At 45.7% G+C, this 19,074-nt stretch carries 19 protein-coding genes and 1 other annotated feature; of the genes, 3 read left to right on the forward strand and 16 right to left on the reverse strand.

Features of this window, described 5'->3' with window-relative positions:
* Window position 1: 1 nt before the first annotated feature.
* The 4 genes from prsW to ABRS97_RS07540 form a co-directional block, all read right to left on the reverse strand.
* Window positions 2-697: a glutamic-type intramembrane protease PrsW gene (gene prsW, locus ABRS97_RS07525; RefSeq protein WP_367812534.1), complete on the reverse strand. Its 696-nt coding sequence runs from the start codon at window positions 695-697 to the stop codon at window positions 2-4.
* Between the two features lie 43 nt (window positions 698-740).
* Window positions 741-1,991 (reverse strand): Glu/Leu/Phe/Val family dehydrogenase, encoded by a 1,251-nt coding sequence (locus tag ABRS97_RS07530; RefSeq protein ID WP_367812536.1) that lies wholly within the window; start codon window positions 1,989-1,991, stop codon window positions 741-743.
* A gap of 311 nt (window positions 1,992-2,302) precedes the next feature.
* Complete coding sequence (locus tag ABRS97_RS07535; RefSeq protein ID WP_367812538.1) at window positions 2,303-2,908, reverse strand: genetic competence negative regulator; 606 nt, start codon at window positions 2,906-2,908, stop codon at window positions 2,303-2,305.
* A gap of 285 nt (window positions 2,909-3,193) precedes the next feature.
* Window positions 3,194-3,526 carry a hypothetical protein gene (locus ABRS97_RS07540; protein ID WP_367812540.1) on the reverse strand — a complete coding sequence of 111 codons (333 nt, stop codon included), beginning with the start codon at window positions 3,524-3,526 and terminating at the stop codon, window positions 3,194-3,196.
* 180 nt (window positions 3,527-3,706) lie between these two features.
* Here ABRS97_RS07540 and ABRS97_RS07545 point away from each other — a divergent pair, with 180 nt between their 5' ends.
* Entirely contained in the window at window positions 3,707-4,534 is an 828-nt protein-coding gene (locus ABRS97_RS07545; RefSeq protein WP_367812542.1) for a polysaccharide deacetylase family protein, read from the forward strand.
* A 57-nt stretch (window positions 4,535-4,591) separates the two neighbouring features.
* On the opposite strand, the gene ABRS97_RS07550 is transcribed toward ABRS97_RS07545, so the two are convergent.
* From ABRS97_RS07550 to ABRS97_RS07560, 3 genes are all read right to left on the reverse strand, one after another.
* Window positions 4,592-6,247 (reverse strand): stalk domain-containing protein, encoded by a 1,656-nt coding sequence (locus ABRS97_RS07550; RefSeq protein WP_367812544.1) that lies wholly within the window; start codon window positions 6,245-6,247, stop codon window positions 4,592-4,594.
* 99 nt (window positions 6,248-6,346) lie between these two features.
* Window positions 6,347-6,547: a hypothetical protein gene (locus ABRS97_RS07555; protein ID WP_367812546.1), complete on the reverse strand. Its 201-nt coding sequence runs from the start codon at window positions 6,545-6,547 to the stop codon at window positions 6,347-6,349.
* Window positions 6,544-7,152, reverse strand: coding sequence for a CPBP family glutamic-type intramembrane protease (locus tag ABRS97_RS07560; RefSeq protein ID WP_367812548.1), 609 nt, complete (start codon window positions 7,150-7,152; stop codon window positions 6,544-6,546). Before ABRS97_RS07560 ends, ABRS97_RS07555 begins: the two co-directional genes overlap by 4 nt.
* Before the next feature lie 90 nt (window positions 7,153-7,242).
* Here ABRS97_RS07560 and ABRS97_RS07565 point away from each other — a divergent pair, with 90 nt between their 5' ends.
* The gene (locus ABRS97_RS07565) at window positions 7,243-8,163 is read left to right on the forward strand and encodes a hypothetical protein (RefSeq protein WP_367812550.1); all 921 of its coding nucleotides are present in this window, start codon (window positions 7,243-7,245) and stop codon (window positions 8,161-8,163) included.
* Window positions 8,164-8,203: 40 nt separating this feature from the next.
* Here ABRS97_RS07565 and ABRS97_RS07570 read toward each other — a convergent pair whose 3' ends face one another.
* The gene (locus tag ABRS97_RS07570) at window positions 8,204-8,527 is read right to left on the reverse strand and encodes a rhodanese-like domain-containing protein (protein ID WP_367812551.1); all 324 of its coding nucleotides are present in this window, start codon (window positions 8,525-8,527) and stop codon (window positions 8,204-8,206) included.
* Between the two features lie 239 nt (window positions 8,528-8,766).
* Window positions 8,767-8,996, forward strand: a binding site (T-box leader).
* 127 nt (window positions 8,997-9,123) lie between these two features.
* Here ABRS97_RS07570 and serA point away from each other — a divergent pair.
* The gene (gene serA / locus ABRS97_RS07575) at window positions 9,124-10,704 is read left to right on the forward strand and encodes a phosphoglycerate dehydrogenase (RefSeq protein WP_367812553.1); all 1,581 of its coding nucleotides are present in this window, start codon (window positions 9,124-9,126) and stop codon (window positions 10,702-10,704) included.
* A 144-nt stretch (window positions 10,705-10,848) separates the two neighbouring features.
* On the opposite strand, the gene ABRS97_RS07580 is transcribed toward serA, so the two are convergent.
* The 8 genes from ABRS97_RS07580 to ABRS97_RS07615 form a co-directional block, all read right to left on the reverse strand.
* Window positions 10,849-12,732, reverse strand: coding sequence for an ATP-binding protein (locus ABRS97_RS07580; RefSeq protein ID WP_367812555.1), 1,884 nt, complete (start codon window positions 12,730-12,732; stop codon window positions 10,849-10,851).
* Window position 12,733: 1 nt separating this feature from the next.
* Window positions 12,734-13,447, reverse strand: coding sequence for a response regulator transcription factor (locus ABRS97_RS07585; RefSeq protein ID WP_367812557.1), 714 nt, complete (start codon window positions 13,445-13,447; stop codon window positions 12,734-12,736).
* Between the two features lie 30 nt (window positions 13,448-13,477).
* Window positions 13,478-14,737, reverse strand: coding sequence for a cytochrome c biogenesis protein CcsA (ccsA, locus tag ABRS97_RS07590; RefSeq protein ID WP_367812558.1), 1,260 nt, complete (start codon window positions 14,735-14,737; stop codon window positions 13,478-13,480).
* Entirely contained in the window at window positions 14,734-16,398 is a 1,665-nt protein-coding gene (gene resB, locus ABRS97_RS07595; RefSeq protein WP_367812560.1) for a cytochrome c biogenesis protein ResB, read from the reverse strand. The genes ccsA and resB overlap by 4 nt, the downstream gene beginning before the upstream one ends.
* A 104-nt stretch (window positions 16,399-16,502) precedes the next feature.
* Window positions 16,503-17,039, reverse strand: a complete 537-nt coding sequence (gene resA / locus ABRS97_RS07600) for a thiol-disulfide oxidoreductase ResA (protein ID WP_367812562.1) — start codon at window positions 17,037-17,039, stop codon at window positions 16,503-16,505.
* Window positions 17,040-17,122: 83 nt separating this feature from the next.
* The gene (locus ABRS97_RS07605) at window positions 17,123-17,869 is read right to left on the reverse strand and encodes a pseudouridine synthase (protein ID WP_367812564.1); all 747 of its coding nucleotides are present in this window, start codon (window positions 17,867-17,869) and stop codon (window positions 17,123-17,125) included.
* 64 nt (window positions 17,870-17,933) lie between these two features.
* Window positions 17,934-18,467: a spore maturation protein gene (locus ABRS97_RS07610; protein WP_367812565.1), complete on the reverse strand. Its 534-nt coding sequence runs from the start codon at window positions 18,465-18,467 to the stop codon at window positions 17,934-17,936.
* 6 nt (window positions 18,468-18,473) lie between these two features.
* Window positions 18,474-19,073, reverse strand: coding sequence for a nucleoside recognition domain-containing protein (locus ABRS97_RS07615; RefSeq protein WP_367812567.1), 600 nt, complete (start codon window positions 19,071-19,073; stop codon window positions 18,474-18,476).
* Window position 19,074 lies beyond the last annotated feature (1 nt).

Genomic DNA, 19,074 nt, shown 5'->3' on the forward strand with positions numbered 1-19,074 from the left:
TTCAGCCTACTTTAATCTTCTCATCCGTCGCGGCCATGCGCAGTGGCGAACGCGCATTCGCTCGATCAACCCGCCAAATCGTACGTATCCAGAGGTAAGACATGACCGGAATCATAATCCAGAACCAATACGATTTAGCAATAAGCAGAATATAGTCGAAAAGCCCATGCCATACGATAGGCAGCAGTAAAGAGAACCATAGGTATCTTTGCGACCTTTGTGGCGAAAACTTGGCTTTGCCCATATAGTAACCCATCATCACACCGAAAAGGGCATGCCCCGAAACAGGCAACAGAGCGCGAATCATCAAAGCTGAGAAAGAGGACGCGTTCAAGAATGCATAAATAATATTTTCTAATGTTGCATAGCCCAAGCTGACTGAAACCGCATATACGATCCCATCGTAAGGCTCGTCAAAGGACGCATGCCGGTAAATGAGATGGTACAATACAAACCATTTTAGAAACTCTTCAATTCCACCGGATAAGAAAAATGCAGATGTAAATGTGCCTTCGCCAATCTCTTCAATAAAAGAATGCTGCAGTACCATTGTCGGATACACCAGAAGAACGCCGAATAGGAACATTCGAATGACCAAATGAATCGGTTCGGTTTCATAACGATCTTTCAAATAAAAGTATGCAAGCAGAGAGAGACCCGGGGCTACTGCTGCCAAAATAATCGGCAGTATTTGCATGCATAGCTCCCCCTTTTGCTCAAATTTCAATCCATTGCTACGATTAGACCCAACCGCGGAAACGGGACGCTTCCGCCATCTTGCGCACACCAACCATATAGGCAGCTAGTCTCATATCGACTCCACGAGTGCTATGAATATTATAGACATTTTCAAACGACTTTTCCATGACAATTTGCAGTTTGGCATGAACTTCAGCTTCCGTCCAGTAATACCCTTGATTATTTTGAACCCACTCAAAATAAGAAACAATGACCCCGCCACTGCTCGCAAGCACGTCCGGCACAATAAGCACGCCTTTATCCGTTAAAATTTTCGTCGCTTCTAATGTCGTCGGACCGTTCGCTGCCTCCACGATAATCTTCGCTTTTATCCGGTCCGCATTGTCCGAAGTAATCTGATTCTCAATCGCAGCCGGCACGAGAATATCGCACTCCTGTTCAAGAATTTCTTTATTTGTCAGCGTGTTTTTAAACAGGTTCGTGACCGTTCCGAATGAATCACGACGATCTAGCAAATAGTCGATATCCAATCCATCCGGATTATATAAACCTCCATGCACGTCTGATATTCCGATCACTCTTGCTCCGGCTTCATGCAAGAACTTTGCCAAATAACTTCCCGCATTGCCGAAACCTTGGATGACAACCCTCGCATCTTTCAACTGTATGTTTTTCTTCTGCAGGGCGAAATCGATCATAATCGTAACACCTTTGGCTGTCGCTGTCTCACGTCCATGCGAGCCACCGAGAACGATGGGTTTACCCGTAATGAATCCCGGTGAATCGTACTCTCGAATCCGACTGTATTCATCCATCATCCAAGCCATGATTTGGGAATTCGTCATAACGTCCGGCGCCGGAATATCTTTGGCTGGTCCCACCAGTTGACTGATCGCTCTCACATACCCACGGCTTAATCGCTCCAGTTCACGAAAAGACATTTCACGAGGATCGCAAATAATGCCGCCCTTGCCTCCGCCATAGGGCAAGTCGGAAATGCCGCACTTTAGGCTCATCCAGATCGATAAAGCCTTCACTTCGTCTTCGGTAACAGCTGGATGAAAGCGCACTCCGCCTTTGGTTGGACCTACCGCATCATTATGCTGAGCCCTATAGCCTGTAAATACTTTTACGGCCCCGTCATCCATTCGAATAGGAATGCGCACAGTCAGCACTCGCAGCGGCTCCTTCAGCAGCTCATACATTTCTTCCGGATAGCCCAGTCTTTTGAGCGCCTCATGAACAACAGATTGAGTCGCTTGGAGCACATTTAAATTTTCTGTATGCGACATTAGATGCACCTCTAGGCAAATTAATTGTTGGATCATGGTCATGGAAACAAACCGGGCTGTCTCACCCTGTACAAACGTGTTGCTTTAGCTTGTTCGCTGGTTAAGTATTCTATACGGCGCTATGAATGGGAGAAATACAAAGAAGCCTCTCGCAACATCTGTCGTGGGCATTAGAACAAAAACCAGTCCTAATCAACAGTTGCCGATACAGGCACATCTCTTTCACTATTGTACACAACGAAAAAAAGCATCCTGCAAAAACGGAAGTTTTTGAGAGATGCTTGTTTCATTTAACTGCATGCTGCAACGACTTAACGAAAATGGTGACAAAGCACCTTCACCGCATCGTCGGCAATGATTGTTTTTCCATACTCTTCGAGAACGGCTGGAGTGACTGAAGCGGCTTCACCGAATTCCGACAGCACCGCAATAAGCGCCTGATATTTGGAATCCTCCAGCTCAACAGGCTCGAGTTGTAAAATATATTTCCCTTTATAGGAATACAATGTACCGCCTTCCATCAAAAGCGGATTAATTACTTTAGAAACGCGAAGCAGATCTTCAAAATCACGGAAAGCATAGGAGATCAAATCGCTCTGTTCAAGCGTGACTTCCATTTCGTACACTTCTTCAGCCTCATGTTCGTCATAAGCGTCGGAGTTCGCATATAAATCAAGCTTGCCTCTCGTTACAATAACTACCATTCCTTGTGCCGGCAACGCGAATACTTCGACTGCAAGGGGGCCGGATGGGTCAAATCCGAGTTCAGAGTAAGCCTGGTCCATCATTTCGCTGAAAAGCTCGTGTACTTTCGGAATCTCTCTCCACATATCGTCCTTTTGAATTCCGCGTTCAGTTAAGTCATCGAATGTTAGGAAAATCCGTATCTTATCCTGACTTAAGCGTTCAATTTTCATGATAGGATCCTCCTTAGAGCTTTCCGATTGGAAAGCTTGCATCGTAAGCGCTACTGAGCTTTTCGAAGAAAAGCTATCATCATTAGCATGTTCACCTTATTAAAACAGAATATGACTGAAAAAAGAAAAAGGTGAGTCGTTGAAAACGAAATGGACTTGCATCCCCTGACGTTTTCACCTTTCATGTTAACACTTATTCTTGATAAATGCACGCGGAAGTTCTATATAAATAAAAAAAACACAGCAGGCCCCGTAGGTAAGCCTGACTGTGCTTGTGCCTTATGTTTATTGAATGGTTGCGGTGGTTTTCTCATTTTCCTGCAATATTTCATTGACGGTTGACTTTAAACCAGGGTCTTCCTTGACGATTTTTTCTACTTGGCTAAGGCCTCCGGCGCTGCCAGAACTTGCACTCGAATAACTTTTGGCCGATGAATCAATGGATGAATCTTTGAAGGTTTTACTTACAAATTTGTCCCTGGCTTTGTCCATGACTTTGCCCACTGATTCACTTGAAGAACTGAATGCGGACAGCATCATGGATTTGCTTTTGCGATTCAAATAAATGACCGCCGCTGCACCTGCTATGCCACCAAGTAAAAATGTACCAATTTTCATTTGGTCTCCCTCCATGTCAAGTAGTTTGAATCAAGATTAGCTTGTGCAGATTCATGACCTGCATACGCTCGTACTCATAGGAAAACAAAGGAGATATGTTCGTCGAGAAATATGGTAAAATACTAACAGGCCGAAATAAGAACTATCACAAGAACTATCGAAGAGGACAGGAGAATTCAAATGAAACAAGCAAGTTTACTTCTGGTTTGCGCAGTATGTTTATTGACAGCATGCAATCAAGGAAAGCCCACGACGAGTCCTGCAGCAACCGCCAGTCAGGCACCGGCAATAACCGCAACACCCAGTCCAACGCCTACAGCTACGCCAGTTCCGACACCGATTCCAACCCGGGCGCCAGAACAAGTCAAAAAGGACTACCATATGAACAAAAATTATGATATCGTTCCCAACGATCCAAGCGGCAACAAAAAAGTTGTCCTGCTCACATTCGACGATGGACCGAAAGAGCAGGAAATGAACGCCGCGCTTATTGCTACTCTGAAGAAGCATAATGCGAAGGCGATATTTTTCCTCAATGGTTATCGCATCAAGCAGAAGCCTGAATTAGTTAAACTTATTCATGACAGCGGTCAAATCATTGGAAATCATGCATGGGATCATGATAATTTGAAGGATATGAATAATGCCAAAATCGATCAACAAGTCGATGACGTTCAAAAGGCTGTCAAAGACCTGATTGGTCAAGAGCCGCAATTTTTCCGTCCGCCGTTTGGTGCGGGCAACGATTATTTAAAAGAAAAAATCAAAAACAAACATATGCTTTACATGACGTGGTCCAATGGTTCCCTCGACTGGGAAATGACCAATAAAAAGAATGATCCGAATAAAGTGCTTGAAAATGTTATGAAGCAGTTGCATAATGGCAGCAATATTTTAATGCATGAGCTGCCTTGGACCGTTTCAATCCTCGATACACTATTGACCCAGCTCGAAGAAAAAGGCTATTCCTTTGTTGATCCTAATGCCATAGAGCTTGAGATGAGATAAGAAAAAAGAGCCCTTTCAACCAACTTAAATTGGCTGGAAGGGCTCTTGCTTTTACGATTAATAATTAATGATCACGGTACGTGTGCTTTCAACGTAGCTGACTTTTGCACCCAAAGTTTCCGAGAGCAGCCTGACAGGGATCATCGTTGTTTCGTTGACCAATTTGGCTCCTGAGTTTGTCTCATGCTCCTCGCCATTAATTGAATAGGCATTGCGCTGCGTATAAAAAATAATCGTCTTATCTTTCTTTTTATAAATAGCCGCTTTCTGCTTATCGTCCCATTCGACTGTCGCTCCCAATGCCGCTGCTAAATCCCGGATATATAGATATGAAGTTCCATCTAAAATATAGGGCTTTTTATTCATCGGATAAGAGATCATATCCAGCTTGTAAGCATCGTCATTTAAACCAAATGTAACTGTGTGCGTTCGATTCAGGCCGAAATTACCCATTTGCATCGTATATGCCACAGCGTCTTTGTGAAGCTTCAGGACGCCAAGCCCTGATTTAGGTTCTGTGCGGAAGCTCCATTCTTTATCAAACGGCCTTGTACTACCATCCTTCATCGCAGCCGTCAGTTTAATTTTGGCTTTGTACGTAGTATCCAATCGTAGCGGCTTTGCAGGAATCAGAATGACTTCTGTATCCAAATGCTCATCTTTATCCGGAGCATTGATCAGAAGCGGCACAACACTTCCACTCTCATCCTTTAGCTCAGCTTCCACTAGGCTAACCTTTTGGACGCCTGGCCCATTGACAGTGGCCATGATCGGATAACCAACAGGATATTCATTTCCTGAATGAAGGCGAAGTGGATCGGGGTCTTCGTGCCCGTCGAATTCCGTTGGGGCATACACATCATTGCTACCTGGAGATACCACAAGCTCTGGAGAAACGCCATCCGCATAACCAAATTCAATGACGTGAAAATCTCCGGATTTGAATATGCCAACTTCTACGAGACCAGGTACCATAAACGGAGAACGGTGATAAGGAGCATCAAATAAGCTATCAATGGCTTCCACGAGTGTCGAGTGATTGTAAGCCACATCCTCACTGCCCGAGCGCGAGTACCCAATATACTGCATTCGATCACCAAGCGTTTTGCCGAAGTAACCAGCTAATGAAGCATCTTCCTCATGCATGGACACTGAACTACTTATCGGATCAATTTTATTTTGCGCTAAATATTCCGCATGTTTTTGCGCCGCGGTATTCAATGGATCACTGAATTTGACTGCTGACAATCCCAGCTTAGCCCGATAATCATTAATTGCCCGCAAACCATCCTGCTGTTCTTTGGACGTCGTTGTAGATATCGCAGTAGCGTTAGGTAAAATCGTGAACTTCCAGTCAATACTTACTGGCTGATAACCTTCAAACGAGAAAACCAGACTTGCCGAATAGTCCCCTGGGGGCAAATCACTCTCCGGACGGTACACATATTTGACCGAGACTGGATCATAACTCGCTTTAACTTCTTTCCCATTTAAATAAAAATGATAGCTCTCCGTCGTCTTGCCTTCACTTAAGTAAATAGTAGCCATAATGTCTGGCCTTGAGATGCCAACATTGCCTTTCGGATACGTCGTGGATCCGTAGGATAGCGCATACGAAGGCTTCGCAGCCCAGATCATGCCGGATAATAAGAGAAACATGATTGCACCCATTTTGAAAAATAAAAACCATTTTGAACGTTGTACGGATATCATCTGGCTGTTCCCTCCCAAAAATAAAAGAAACTATGAATCTATCATAGCTTCTTAAGTGATGTTAAACAACTTTGCTTGACTGGCATCTTTTAGATGATGTCATGAATAGCGAATCCCCCAAATCGTCAACCCTACAACGAGAACAATAAATAACCAGAGCAACGTTAAATAAAAAATTCGTGTCCATTTCCCCTGTTCGGAAGGGTGAATCGCTCTGCGGGGCGGCAAGTATGTATCGTCTATTTCATCATCCTGGTTTGTTTGCGCCGAACGCATGCTCTTCCTTTCTCCTACTCTCATGAGGTCTGTTCTTCCTCCTTGCTAAAGCGTAGTATGCAGCCCATCACTACATCAATAATAAAATGGGCGATGATCGGCGTCCAGAGACTTCCTGTTTGCTGATAAATCCAACCGAGACCATAACTAATCCCGAATACCATCCCTGTCATAAGCCAATGCTGCAAATAACGGATATGAATGGCCGCGAATACAATGCTCGTCCAGTAAGGCCCCCACCAATATTGCAGCGCGCCGCGAAACAACAATTCCTCGCAAATCGAGACAATCAAAGAAATTAAAACAATATGCCAAATGGCACGTCGGCCAAACAGCATCTCATTAATTCCACCGTCATCAGACACTTCCTTGGGAATCCATCTGGATATAAGCACATCAACACCCAGTACCACAATGGCGAACAAACAACCCCAAATCGGGATCTTCCATCCGCCGCTAATCTGAAATATAGAAAGAATCTTGTTGTTGCTCTGAAATAAAACGATGATCATTCCGATAATAAGTGTTAGAAGCTGGGTTATGTATAAATTGAGCAGTAGCGCCCGATCGTTTAAGTCGTTCAAATCGACTTTGCCGAAGCGAATATTCTTGAAATCAAATTTTCTCATGAAAGCTGCCTCTTTTCCTCACATATTCCCTTTTCTGGCTATTTCACCTATACTTATTAAAAGAAAAAGAGAGAATAAGGAGCTTGATTTATGGATAAGCGTCTGACCCGCACTGATTATTTATTTGCCCTCATGTTCATCTTTATGCTTGTTTGTATACTCGGCGCTTTTTTTTATGGTTTGAAGATTGGAGGTCAGAAATCGGATCAAAAATATGACAAAATCATGCATGCAGACAAAGCCGCGGCACAAGAAATTGGGGCTTATGATCAACAGGTTTTGGTCTCATATTACCATACCATCTTTTTACCCTTTAGGGAATTTCAGAATAAATGGTTCGAACAAATGAACCAAATTGAACTCGGCAATTCGTCGGTTGACGCCTCTGCTGTTCTCAAAGAATTGTCTAAACTCGCTGACGAGAAATACAATGCCTTACACAGCAAAAATATGCCGGCGTCTTCTCCGCTGCTTGTGCAGGCCCACCAAGGCTACTTGAAAAGCCTTAAGCTTTTCGCCGATACGTTAAAAAGCTACCAAAGTAAAGCAAATGGAATGAGCGCTTCTCAGCTTGTAGCGGCAATCGACAGCGACGCCTACTTCCAAGAAGCAAAAATGCAGGCGTTAACAGCTCAAAAAGACTACTTCGATTCCATCGTCGTATGGAACGGAACGATGGATCACGATTTAGAAGCATTCGACCCCAAAAACAATGCAAATCTGGATCAATGGCGGGCTATGAATGTCAATGTCAAAAATCTTTACATAACAACCAAATTGCTGAACAACAAAGCTTTCACGCCATTTTATCCGCAAGATTTAACCATTCGTATCGATGAATTCATCGCTAATGGGCAAGCGAAGAAAATGAACGTGAATGACGTCAATCAAACGATGGATCTCCTGCTTAACACGAATGCTGTCCGATCAGGGGATTTTGTGAAAGGCAAAGCCAAATGGTATGGCAACGAATTGCTGCCACAGCTTCCCTTCTTCTATGATGTCAATTAATTAGTAAGCCGTGCGCCCCAGGCGCACGGCTTTTGTCATCTCAATCATATTGAAAGCCACGCAGCATGCCGATAGCCGCCATACCGCCTTCTACATTGATTACGCGCTGGTATCCATTCTCCATCAGAAATTGCGCGACATGAAAGCTCCGAACACCATGCGCGCAAACAACATAAATATCTTTCTCCCCCGGCAGTTCCCCCAAACGATTTGGGATTTGCTGCATGGGTAGTAAAAAAGCCTCCTCCAAATGGTAGTACTCCCATTCATATGGTTCTCTTACATCAACAATCAAGCTGTCCTGCAACAAATTTTGCTCCAATGCTTCAAGGAATTTATGCGGTTGAATGCTTGCGATTTCCATTTGTATCCCCCCCTTTTTTCCGTCATGCTTGCGTACATCGATTTAAAAAGAAGAATAGCGAAAAAGCAACGAAATATCAACCTTTGAGCATTGCATTCTCCAAACGCATACTATAAAATAAATAACGAAATGCGCGAAAAACGAACGTGGTGGTTTCAAGCTGATTACTTGTGAAAATGCTTCGACATGTATTGACACCACTTCAAACCCATGTTACTCTTATAAAAATTCTATCATACAGTAAAGCGTTGACGGAGCCAAGCAAGTAAAATAGCTTTCAGAGAGCCGATGGTTGGTGAGAATCGGCAGCTAACGATTGCGGAGCACTCCAGAGTTATTGCATTGAATTCAGTAGGTGCAATCGGGATAGGAACCCGTTACAGTTCCAGGTCATAAGACCGTTGAGGCTGTCCGTGCGAACGGGTAGCGAATTAGGGTGGTACCACGAAATCAATCTCTCGTCCCTTTGGCTATAGACATAAGTGTCTGTAACTGAGGGGTTGGGAGTTTTTTTTATGTTCAATCACAAGAAATGGTGGCTTGCGCAGCCAATGTTGCTCCGTACAGCTCCACAAACTCAAGGGAGGCAAACTATTATGTTTAAAGTATTAGTATCCGATCCAATCAGCGACATGGGAATTCAAATGCTTTACGATGCAAGCGACGTTGAGGTTGTTAAACAATCCGGACTCTCGGAAGATGAACTCGTGGCTATTATTGGCGACTATGACGCCCTGCTCGTTCGCAGCCAAACCAAAGTAACGGATAAGATTATGAATGCCGGAAGTAAACTGAAAGTAATCGGACGCGCCGGTGTCGGGGTAGACAATATTGATTTGGAAGCAGCAACAAAACGAGGCATTGTTGTCATTAACGCTCCTGACGGCAATACGATTGCAACTTGCGAGCTTACTTTCGCGATGATGATGTCGACTGCTCGGATGATTCCACAAGCTTACAAAAAAACAGTCGGCGGCGAATGGGATCGTAAATTTATCGGCGTCGAGCTGCGCAACAAAACACTTGGTATCCTTGGTATGGGCCGTATCGGCAGCGAAGTTGCCAAACGCGCTAAAGTATTCGGCATGAACGTTATTGGCTATGACCCTTTCTTGACGGAAGAGCGCGCTGAGAAAATGGGCGTGAAACTGGGTACGGTGAACGAAATTGCTGCACAAGCGGATTTCATTACCGTGCATACACCGCTAACGCCGGAAACTCGCCATCTTATCTCCAAACCGCAATTTGATCTCATGAGAAAAGGCATTCGCATCATAAACTGTGCACGCGGCGGTATTATTGATGAAATGGCTTTGGTAGAAGCCATCGATCAAGGCATCGTTGCTGGAGCTGCTTTCGACGTATTTGAAGTGGAGCCTCCGCAAAAAGATCATCCTTTCTTGAACAACCCTAAAGTAATTGTAACGCCTCACCTTGGCGCTTCCACAATTGAAGCCCAAGAAAACGTTGCGATTGACGTATCCGAGGAAGTCCTTCACATCCTGCGCAATGAGCCGTTCAAAAATGCGGTTAACATGCCTCCGGTTCCGGCAAACGTGCTGAGCAAGCTTCAGCCTTACTTCGGCCTTGGCGAGAAAATCGGCAGCGTCCTTGGTCAAATCGCACAAGGTGCCGTTTCGGAAATCGTCATCAATTATGCCGGTGATCTGGTAGATGTGGATACCAGCCAATTGACTCGTTACATCGTCAAAGGTGTGTTCCAGAACCAACTTGAGTCCATTAACATCATCAATGCTATGCATTTGGCTAAATCGCGCGGTGTGAACATCGTTGTTCAAACTTCCAACATATCAAGCAGCTTCACGAACTTGGTCACAGTAACCGTGAAAACCAAGCAAGAAGAAAAAACACTTGCTGGTACATTGCTCGCAGGTTTCGGCGAACGCATCGTGCGTATCGACCAATACCCGGTTGACTTCGCTCCAGAAGGCAATCTGCTGTTGATCTCCCATAACGATAAGCCAGGTATTATCGGCCGCGTAGGTACTCTGCTCGGAAGCAACGAAGTCAACATTGCCACCATGCAAGTAGGCCGTAAAGTAATCGGCGGTTCAGCAATCATGGTTCTGACGATTGACAAATCGGCTCCTGCCGAGGTGCTGGCTGATCTGACCAAACTAGCTGAAATCGTCAATGTACGAGCTCTTACTCTGTAACCCTGTAAGAAACATATAGCTGTTAAGAATTAAAGTGTTTCACGAACAACAAGATTTTGTTTGAATATTCTACAAAATAGAGGCGTTTGCTGAGTCTTTCTCCAGCAAACGCCTCTTCTTTTTGTCGAAATATTTACACAATTCTCATTTATGCTCACATGGCAGCAAAATGGTGAACGTCGTTCCTTGCCCCAACGAGCTCTGAGCGGTGACGCTGCCTTGATGGGCGTCAATGATATTCTTAACAATGGCGAGCCCGAGCCCCGTACCGCCGGAAGAACCGCGTGTCCGCGCTTTATCCGCCTTATAGAAGCGCTCGAATATAAACGGCAGGTCTTCGGCGGGAATCCCTTTCCCCTCATCCGTGACCTCAATACGAATCGCCGGCATATCCTTATAAATCGTCGGCTCCGCCTTAACGGCAATACGCGCCCCAGACGCCGTATGCCGGAAGGCATTGTCGAGCAGGTTGGTCAGCACCTGCTCAAGGCGATCCTCATCCCCCCGCTGGAGGATGAGCGGCTGCTCCGGCAGCTGAGCGCTAAGCGCAATGCCGCGCTCCTTGGCCAGCACCGTAAATTTACGGTGCATGCGCCTCACCAGGGAGTCGACCTCCGTCTCCCTGAAATAAAGCTCGAGATGGCCCGCTTCCATCCGGGCCAGATCAAGCAGATCTCTAACGAGCCGCCCCATGCGCAGCGACTCGTCGTGGATGACCTGCGCCAGCTCCTTGCGCTCCTCCGGCGTGGAGGCAATATCGTCCAGCAGGGCTTCACTGTAGCCCTGCAGCATGGAGAGCGGCGTGCGCAGCTCATGCGACACGTTCGCTACGAAGTCTTTGCGCAGCTTGTCGAGCCGTTCCTCTTCCGTGACATCACGCAGGACGGCGACGGCTCCCCGTACATGCTCACGCGAATACAGCGGCGTCATGGCTACAGACCAGACGCCATTCTGCACGTACAGCTTTGAAGCGGCTTCCGTGGACTCGTCTACGACCGCTTCAAAGAGCGGTATTAGCGGAGCCGGAATCGGCTCGGAATAAGGATTTCTGAAGCTGGTAAGCCCCCAGTCGCCCAGCGACGTATCCGGCTTGCGGAAACGCTCCATCCCTTCATCATCGGCCCATTCAATCGCGCTCCACTCTTGAACGATCTTCTCGCCTTGCGGATTCGTCAGCATGACAGATCCGTCAGCGTCTAACGTAATGACAGCGTCCGTCATGCTTCGCAGAATGCTGGAAAGGTGTTCCTTTTCCTGACTCAGTGCCTTAATGCTCTCCTGGAGCTTCTCGCCCATATGGTTAAATGTCTTGGCCAGCTCACCGATTTCATCCTTAGACAGAATGGGAACACGCGTCCCATATTCGCCGTGCGTAATTAAATCTGCTGCTTTCTTCAGTTGTTGAAGCGGACGGGTAATTCGTGAAAACAAAAAGAAAGCGAAAAAAGTCGTCATTAAGAAACCAACAAACGAAACAGAAACAAATAGCTTGAGCATATAATTCTGCGTCGCCTCGAATGATTGGAGAGATTGATACACGAGGGTAGCGCCGACAATCGTACCTTGGGGACTTTTCAGAGGTACTGCCACTACCAGATATTCGGTTCCTCCACGAAAGCGGGCGCTGCCCGAATTGATATTCGGCTTCGAAGCAATCTGTCCGGCAAATACTTGTTTAAGCTCATTCTCTGTGAAGAAATCCAATGCGTGATACGAAGGTAGATTGCTGCCCTCTACAGGAGGAAGCACTGTTTCCTTCATATCCTTCATGATGACCAGCATCCTCGCATCCTGAAAGCTGAGCAGTTCATTGCTAAGCAAATAAAATTGATCGTCAAACATATGCCGCGATGCTTCATCGGAGAAGCGAACAGCGAGCTTTTCCATGTTATCTCTCTGATCCTTGGCTTGGGAGAAGTAATTTTCCATATAATTGACAAGAAAAAAGCCCAGTATGAGCAGTACAACCGCAACCAGGCCAATAATTGTCAACCACAGCTTACCTACGACGCTTCTGAAAATAAACACGTTATTTAGGCACCTCTAACTTATAACCTACACCCCATACGGTCGTAATCATAGCTGCAGCATCCGGGGATACTTTATTTAATTTTTCGCGCAATCTTTTAACATGGGTATCTACGGTTCGCAAATCTCCAAAAAATTCATAATTCCAGACATCCTTAAGCAATTCTTCACGCGAGAACACTTTGTCAGGCGACACAGCCAAGTAGTGCAGCAGCTCGTATTCTTTCGGCGTTAATGCCACTTCTTGCCCGCCTGCGGTTACACGGTGCGCGTCATGTTCGATGATCAAATTCGGGAACACAATATTGTTGCTTGAACCCGCGTCTTTGGACAAATAAGCCGTTGCCGAAGAGCGGCGAAGAATCGCTTTGACCCGGTAAATGACTTCACGAGGACTGAACGGCTTGACGACATAGTCATCGGCACCTACTTCAAACCCGCTTACACGGTTCGTCTCTTCCCCTTTGGCCGTCAACATAATGACCGGCGTAGATTTGACTTGACGCAAACGTGCACATACTTCAATGCCGTCAATACCCGGCAGCATCACGTCAAGCAGAACCAAATCATAGTCTGCATCCGTCGCCATACGCAAAGCGGTCTCACCATCTTCTGCTTCTTCTATGATATAGCCTTCTTTCTCCAAGTACATCCGGAGCAGTCTGCGAATCCGTTCTTCATCGTCAACGACTAGTATGCTAGCTTTCATCTCCATGAGGAGCCACATCCTTTTCCTAGTTTAGCCTTAAACCCCTGCGTAAGAGTGAAGACCGGCGATCACAAGATTCACCCCAACTAGGGTGAACATGACCACGATAAAGCCAATTACTGATAACCATGCTGACTTTTTACCTTGCCAGCCTTTGGAAAGACGTAAATGCAGGAACACGGCATAGAATAACCAAGTAATCAACGCCCAAACTTCTTTAGGATCCCATCCCCAGAAACGGCCCCATGCTTCCTGTGCCCAGATCATAGCAAAGATGAGTGCACCTAGCGTAAAGATCGGATAGCCGATCGCAATGGCTCTATAACTAATCTCATCTAAATCCTCCGGGTCCATTCCCTTCACAACGGGACCGATAGCCGCACCTAATTGTTTGCCTGCCACTAGTCGAGCCAGCCCATACAGGATCAGACCCACTAGGACGGACCATATTACCGTATTCAGCTTACGTCCTGCGCTTGCACCTTCCATCCATGATGGAGCTGTAAAGAGAGGCTCCGACATGCCGAGGAACGATTTCATCTGGACTACTTGCATACCAGACGGCTGAACGATAGGAGGCAGAACGTAAGTCTCATTTTTTGTTTGAATTTGCTGTTGCCCTTGTGCATCGGTAACCGTTACTTGCTTCGTAAACTCAGCTTTATATCCGGAACCATTAAATGTAAATATTGAAGCAATGAAGCCGACTAAGATCAGGATGAAAAGTAACGTTAGTTCCACCCCTCTTTGTTCACGCTTATCTTGCTTGGAAGTTCCCTTGAAATCAATGGCACGCAGCAAATACATTAATCCGCCGGCAAAACCAACACCAAAGAAGGCTTCTCCTGTTGCGGCTGTTGTTACGTGTATTTTCAACCAATAGCTTTGCAGAGCGGGAATTAGTGGTTGCACTTCACTCGGAAATACGGATGCGTACGCGATAATCAGGAAGCCAATCGGAAGCGCGAACACACCGAGTACAGGCGTGCGATAAATCAGATACACGATCAGAAACGCAAACATGATCATCATGCCTAAGAAGGTCATAAACTCGTACATATTTGACGTTGGAATATGACCGCCTTCTGCCCATCTCGTGAAGAAAAAGGTCAAGTGACAAGCGAAACCTGCTACTGATAAAATAAAAGCAGCAAAGCCCCAACGCTTCGTATGTTCTTCAGGATCGCGATTGCTCCACTTTTTCCCCGTTATGGAAAGAACAAAAATCAAAAAGGCGAAGAGATATACAAAAAAGGCAATGAACAGAAATGTACTGGAGACTGAATTGACGTTCACCCTTGCTTTCCTCCTTTATCCAACGATTTTGGGTCGAGAACTAAGCTATTTTTCGCCAGAGCAGCAGCCACTTCATTGCGAAGTCCAAACCAATTTTTATTGGTGTGGGCGCCTAGCGTGATTTGTTCATCATCAATTCGAAGCCATATCCGGCGATGCTGCCAGTAAAAGCCCATAATCACGCCAATCATAAAGATGGCGGATCCAACCCAGATGTATGGCATGGCTTTATCGACACGAATGTTCAAATAGGTTGTATATTCCGCGAATTGCACGCCTTCCATGGAACCTACTGCAATTTTCAGCTTCTGCGCAATAGCCCCGTTTATGACATCTTGCGAGAACGTTTCTTTATCCACTTGTCTTGGAAAATACAGATAAGGCTCGCCTGATGAAGCCAGGCCAGGGCCTGTTATATTAAAAATAAATGCAGGCGCTTTCGGTTCATTCGATTTGCTAATCGGTTGGCCCTTGTCATCTAGTCCAAATTCTGGGAAATATCCCTTCAGTTTCAACTTATAAGCGCCAACTTGATATTCATCCTTCGGGTTGTTCATCGGAAGTTCGAAACTTCCATAGGCTTCGCCCGTCTGCGGATTGCTTAGCGTTGGCTTCACAGAAATCAACATTGGCGAGGATTTATAATCAAATTGATACGCTTGCAACCCTTTATAATCCAGAGGATGGTTAACTAGAATGTCCGCTTGATGGACTTCCTCAAGCACCGGCTCTTTCGAGGTATCCTCGCAGTTTGCTGAGCAATGATACAGAACAGCTTTTGTTTCATAAGTTTTCGGTACAATCTGACCCTTATCTTTAATGCTTTCCGGCAAGTCCTTATTATCGTAAAGCTCAAGCGTAAACTTCTCGTTTTTTATGTAGTAGGACGTATGAGGGATTTGTTTGGTTTCCCCCTCAAGAATTCCCATATATTCGTCCATATGCCATCCAGGTATGCTGCGCATTAATACTCCCAATAGGAATATAATGAGACCAATATGGTTGATATAGGGCCCCCAGCGGCTAAATCGATATTTCTCCGCCAATAGCGCTGTTCCATCTGTATGTACGCGATAATGCTTTTTTCGCAGGAGCACTGCTAGACCGCTTGTCCACTGTTCAGCTTTCGCCTTTTCTGGAATGGGACCTTGAAACGAAACTTTTTGCCTCGTTAAAAAGTTCTCATGCTTGCGAATTTGCTGTTTCGACAAAGCTTTGTATAGCGGTAATACGCGATCCAAACTGCATATAACAAGCGATGTGCCAATCATAAAGAGCAGCGTAATAAACCACCATGAGCTGAACGTGTGGGAAAAGCCAAGCGAATGATAAATAGTGCCCAGCGTACCATAATTTTGCTGATAGTACTGTGCCGGATCCATATCCAGAAACGTATTTTCCTGTGGGAAAATCGTACCTACCGCAGAAGCAATCAGCGTTACGATAATAATCCATACCGCTATTTTAACCGAGGAGAAGAAATTCCAGACTTTATCGAGGTATGAAGGATTTGTTTTCTGTGAACGGCGGGCCATCCCATCATATCGCATTTCCAGCAGATCTCTGCCATCCACATCAACGAGCGGCTTGCCGCATGCTTCGCAAAGCGCGGTGCCTGTCGGATTCTGATGCCCGCAATCACATTTGGTGTTGTGAAACATGATGACCTCCTAAAAGTTTTCCGGAGGAAAACTATCTTCGTAAGCATAAACTGAGTTTTGCATTTGCAAAACTTACTTCGTAAGCATTAGCTGAGTTCGCGATTCTATTTGGCGGTATTCACCAAATCGGCAAGCGTTTGGTCAATAAATGATTCTGTCATTTGACCAATTTTCTTTACTTCCACTTTACCATCAGGTCCAATAAAGAAAGTCGTTGGATAATCCATGACGCCATAAAGCTTGCGAACTTCTTCCTTTGCGTCAAGCAGCACGGGAAGATTCAGCTTATATTGCTCCATGAAGCTTTGCACGGTGATTTTGTTCTTATCGACATTCACTTCCAGGAAAACGACGCCTTTCGAGCTCCATTTCTCATATTGCTTTTGCAGATCAGGCATTTCTTCTTTGCACGGAGGGCAGAATGTGCCCCAGAAATTGACCAATACCGGTTTACCTTTATAATCCGACAATTTGTGGGAACTCCCATCTAAGCCGATTAAGGAGAAATCAGGCGCTTTACTTCCCACCTGCGGATATTTCTTGCTATCGGCAGCAGATAAATTCGTAATAATGGTAAACACGCCAATAATGAGCACGACGGCGAATATCGCAATCTGTACCCATTTCTTCTTTTTACCCACGTTCAATCACCTTCGCTTTTTAGCATTCTTAGCCATTTTCCAAACGATTCTATGTCCATTATAACGAAAAGAAGGCCAACTTCTTATTGGCCTTTTTGAACGTTATGTGTCTGGAGAGCTGCACCTTTAAGCTCTTCAACCTCGTTCGGAGTCAAATGGCGATACTTCGCTCTAGGCAAGCCAGTTAAGAAGATCGGACCAAACTTAATCCGCTTCAATTTAATGACGGGAAAAGAAATCGATTCGAACATACGGCGCACCTGCCGATTCCGGCCTTCGTAGATCGTTATTTCAATTATCGTTTCATTTTTATCCGGATTGACGTCCGCATATTCGACTTCAGCAGGCGAAGTCATACCGTCTTCAAGCTGCACGCCGTTTCTCAGCTTATCTAGCAGCGTTCCGTGCGGGACACCCTTTACCGTGGCTTGATAGGTTTTGGGCACGTGGTGCTTTGGATGTGTTAACAAATGAGCGAATTCCCCATCATTAGTCAGGAGCAACAACCCTTCCGTGTCATAATCCAGTCGTCCAACCGGATAGACACGTTCTCTAATCCCAGGCAAGAAGTCCGTAACCACTTTACGCCCGCCTGGATCTGTTGCACTTGTAATAACCCCTTTTGGCTTATTCAAAATGACATAAATCTTCTTTTGTTGGTTAATGTAACGTCCATCCACTTTAATTTCATCTTCTTGCGGATTCACTTTCACGCCAAGTGTTGTAACGACTTCCCCGTTTACTTGTACGCGTCCGGACGTAATAATTTCCTCGCACTTCCTGCGAGATGCGATCCCCGCTTCGGCCAATACTTTTTGCAGTCTTTCCATGATCCGTTTTCACCTCATGCTAATGATAACGGAGTTAAATGCAAATCACAAGTGCGCAATGATTTTATGCAAACACGAGATAACAAATTATAACCGATGCGACGAAGCCTACAAGATCGGAAATAAGACCGACTTTCAGCGCATAGCCTGCTTTCCGAATGCCAATAGCCCCAAAGTAGACCGTTATCACATATAAAGTTGTGTCTGTGCTGCCTTGAACGGTTGAGGCCATGCGCCCTATCATCGAATCAGGCCCGAACTGTTCAATCAGGTCTGTAGTGAAAGCAAGCGAACCCGCACCAGTGATCGGCCGTAGAATCGCCAGCGGCAGAACCTCCGGAGGAATGCCTAAATGTTCGAACAAGGGCCGCATCCAACCTAACACGAGATCCATGGCTCCTGATGCTCTGAAAACAGAGATAGCCACCATCATGCCCACAAGATGCGGAATAATTTTGATTGCGGTATCGAAACCTTCCTTCGCCCCTTCTACGAAAGATTCATAGACCGGAACTTTACGGTATGCTGCATATAACGGAATGAAGACGATCATAACAGGAATGGCCCATGCGGATAGGAGCGATACGAAGGCGTACATACGTGATCATCCTTTCAAAGGAGGAATGGGCGAGCGCGACCTCCGATACCAACGGTCAACCAGTATAGCCGCTGCTGTCGATATTGCTGTCGCGATTAATGTAGTGCCCACGATTTCTGCCGGATTCACCGAGTTAAAATTCATTCGAATGGCAATTAATGTAGTAGGAATTAGCGTTATGCTTGAAGTATTGAGCGCAAGTAACGTACACATGGCAGGGCTCGCGGTATCCTTGCCCGCATTCAGCTTCTGCAGCTCTTGCATGGCCTTGATCCCCATAGGTGTGGCCGCATTGCCCAACCCTAATATATTGGCGCTCATATTCGACATGATATAGCCCAAGGCCGGATGATTTTTCGGAATGCTGGGGAATAGAAAGCGGACAAAAGGCTGCAGCAGGACAGCCAGCTTGCTCAGAATGCCTGCATCCTCCGCGATGCGCATCATGCCAAGCCAAAATACGAGCACACTAATCAATCCGAAACACACGGTTACCCCGCTTTTAGCGCCGTCAAAAGCTGCCTGAGTGACAGCCTCCACGTTGCCGTTAAACGCTGCTACCACAAACCCGACCACGATAAAAAATAACCAGATCCAATTCACCATC

It is taken from the genome of Paenibacillus tabacirhizosphaerae (assembly GCF_040812395.1).
GTDB lineage: Bacteria > Bacillota > Bacilli > Paenibacillales > NBRC-103111 > Paenibacillus_E.

What these genes read in the sequence shown, in the direction of transcription:
- ABRS97_RS07550 (WP_367812544.1), bottom strand. Translation starts at nt 6,247, where the DNA reads ATGATATCCGTACAACGTTCAAAATGGTTTTTATTTTTCAAAATGGGT.
- ABRS97_RS07535 (WP_367812538.1), bottom strand. Translation starts at nt 2,908, where the DNA reads ATGAAAATTGAACGCTTAAGTCAGGATAAGATACGGATTTTCCTAACA.
- ABRS97_RS07545 (WP_367812542.1), top strand. Translation starts at nt 3,707, where the DNA reads ATGAAACAAGCAAGTTTACTTCTGGTTTGCGCAGTATGTTTATTGACA.
- ABRS97_RS07560 (WP_367812548.1), bottom strand. Translation starts at nt 7,152, where the DNA reads ATGAGAAAATTTGATTTCAAGAATATTCGCTTCGGCAAAGTCGATTTG.
- ABRS97_RS07565 (WP_367812550.1), top strand. Translation starts at nt 7,243, where the DNA reads ATGGATAAGCGTCTGACCCGCACTGATTATTTATTTGCCCTCATGTTC.
- ABRS97_RS07585 (WP_367812557.1), bottom strand. Translation starts at nt 13,447, where the DNA reads ATGGAGATGAAAGCTAGCATACTAGTCGTTGACGATGAAGAACGGATT.
- ABRS97_RS07615 (WP_367812567.1), bottom strand. Translation starts at nt 19,073, where the DNA reads ATGGTGAATTGGATCTGGTTATTTTTTATCGTGGTCGGGTTTGTGGTA.
- resB (WP_367812560.1), bottom strand. Translation starts at nt 16,398, where the DNA reads ATGTTTCACAACACCAAATGTGATTGCGGGCATCAGAATCCGACAGGC.
- ABRS97_RS07570 (WP_367812551.1), bottom strand. Translation starts at nt 8,527, where the DNA reads ATGGAAATCGCAAGCATTCAACCGCATAAATTCCTTGAAGCATTGGAG.
- ABRS97_RS07540 (WP_367812540.1), bottom strand. Translation starts at nt 3,526, where the DNA reads ATGAAAATTGGTACATTTTTACTTGGTGGCATAGCAGGTGCAGCGGCG.
- prsW (WP_367812534.1), bottom strand. Translation starts at nt 697, where the DNA reads ATGCAAATACTGCCGATTATTTTGGCAGCAGTAGCCCCGGGTCTCTCT.
- ABRS97_RS07605 (WP_367812564.1), bottom strand. Translation starts at nt 17,869, where the DNA reads ATGGAAAGACTGCAAAAAGTATTGGCCGAAGCGGGGATCGCATCTCGC.
- ABRS97_RS07610 (WP_367812565.1), bottom strand. Translation starts at nt 18,467, where the DNA reads ATGTACGCCTTCGTATCGCTCCTATCCGCATGGGCCATTCCTGTTATG.
- ABRS97_RS07555 (WP_367812546.1), bottom strand. Translation starts at nt 6,547, where the DNA reads ATGAGAGTAGGAGAAAGGAAGAGCATGCGTTCGGCGCAAACAAACCAG.
- serA (WP_367812553.1), top strand. Translation starts at nt 9,124, where the DNA reads ATGTTTAAAGTATTAGTATCCGATCCAATCAGCGACATGGGAATTCAA.
- ABRS97_RS07530 (WP_367812536.1), bottom strand. Translation starts at nt 1,991, where the DNA reads ATGTCGCATACAGAAAATTTAAATGTGCTCCAAGCGACTCAATCTGTT.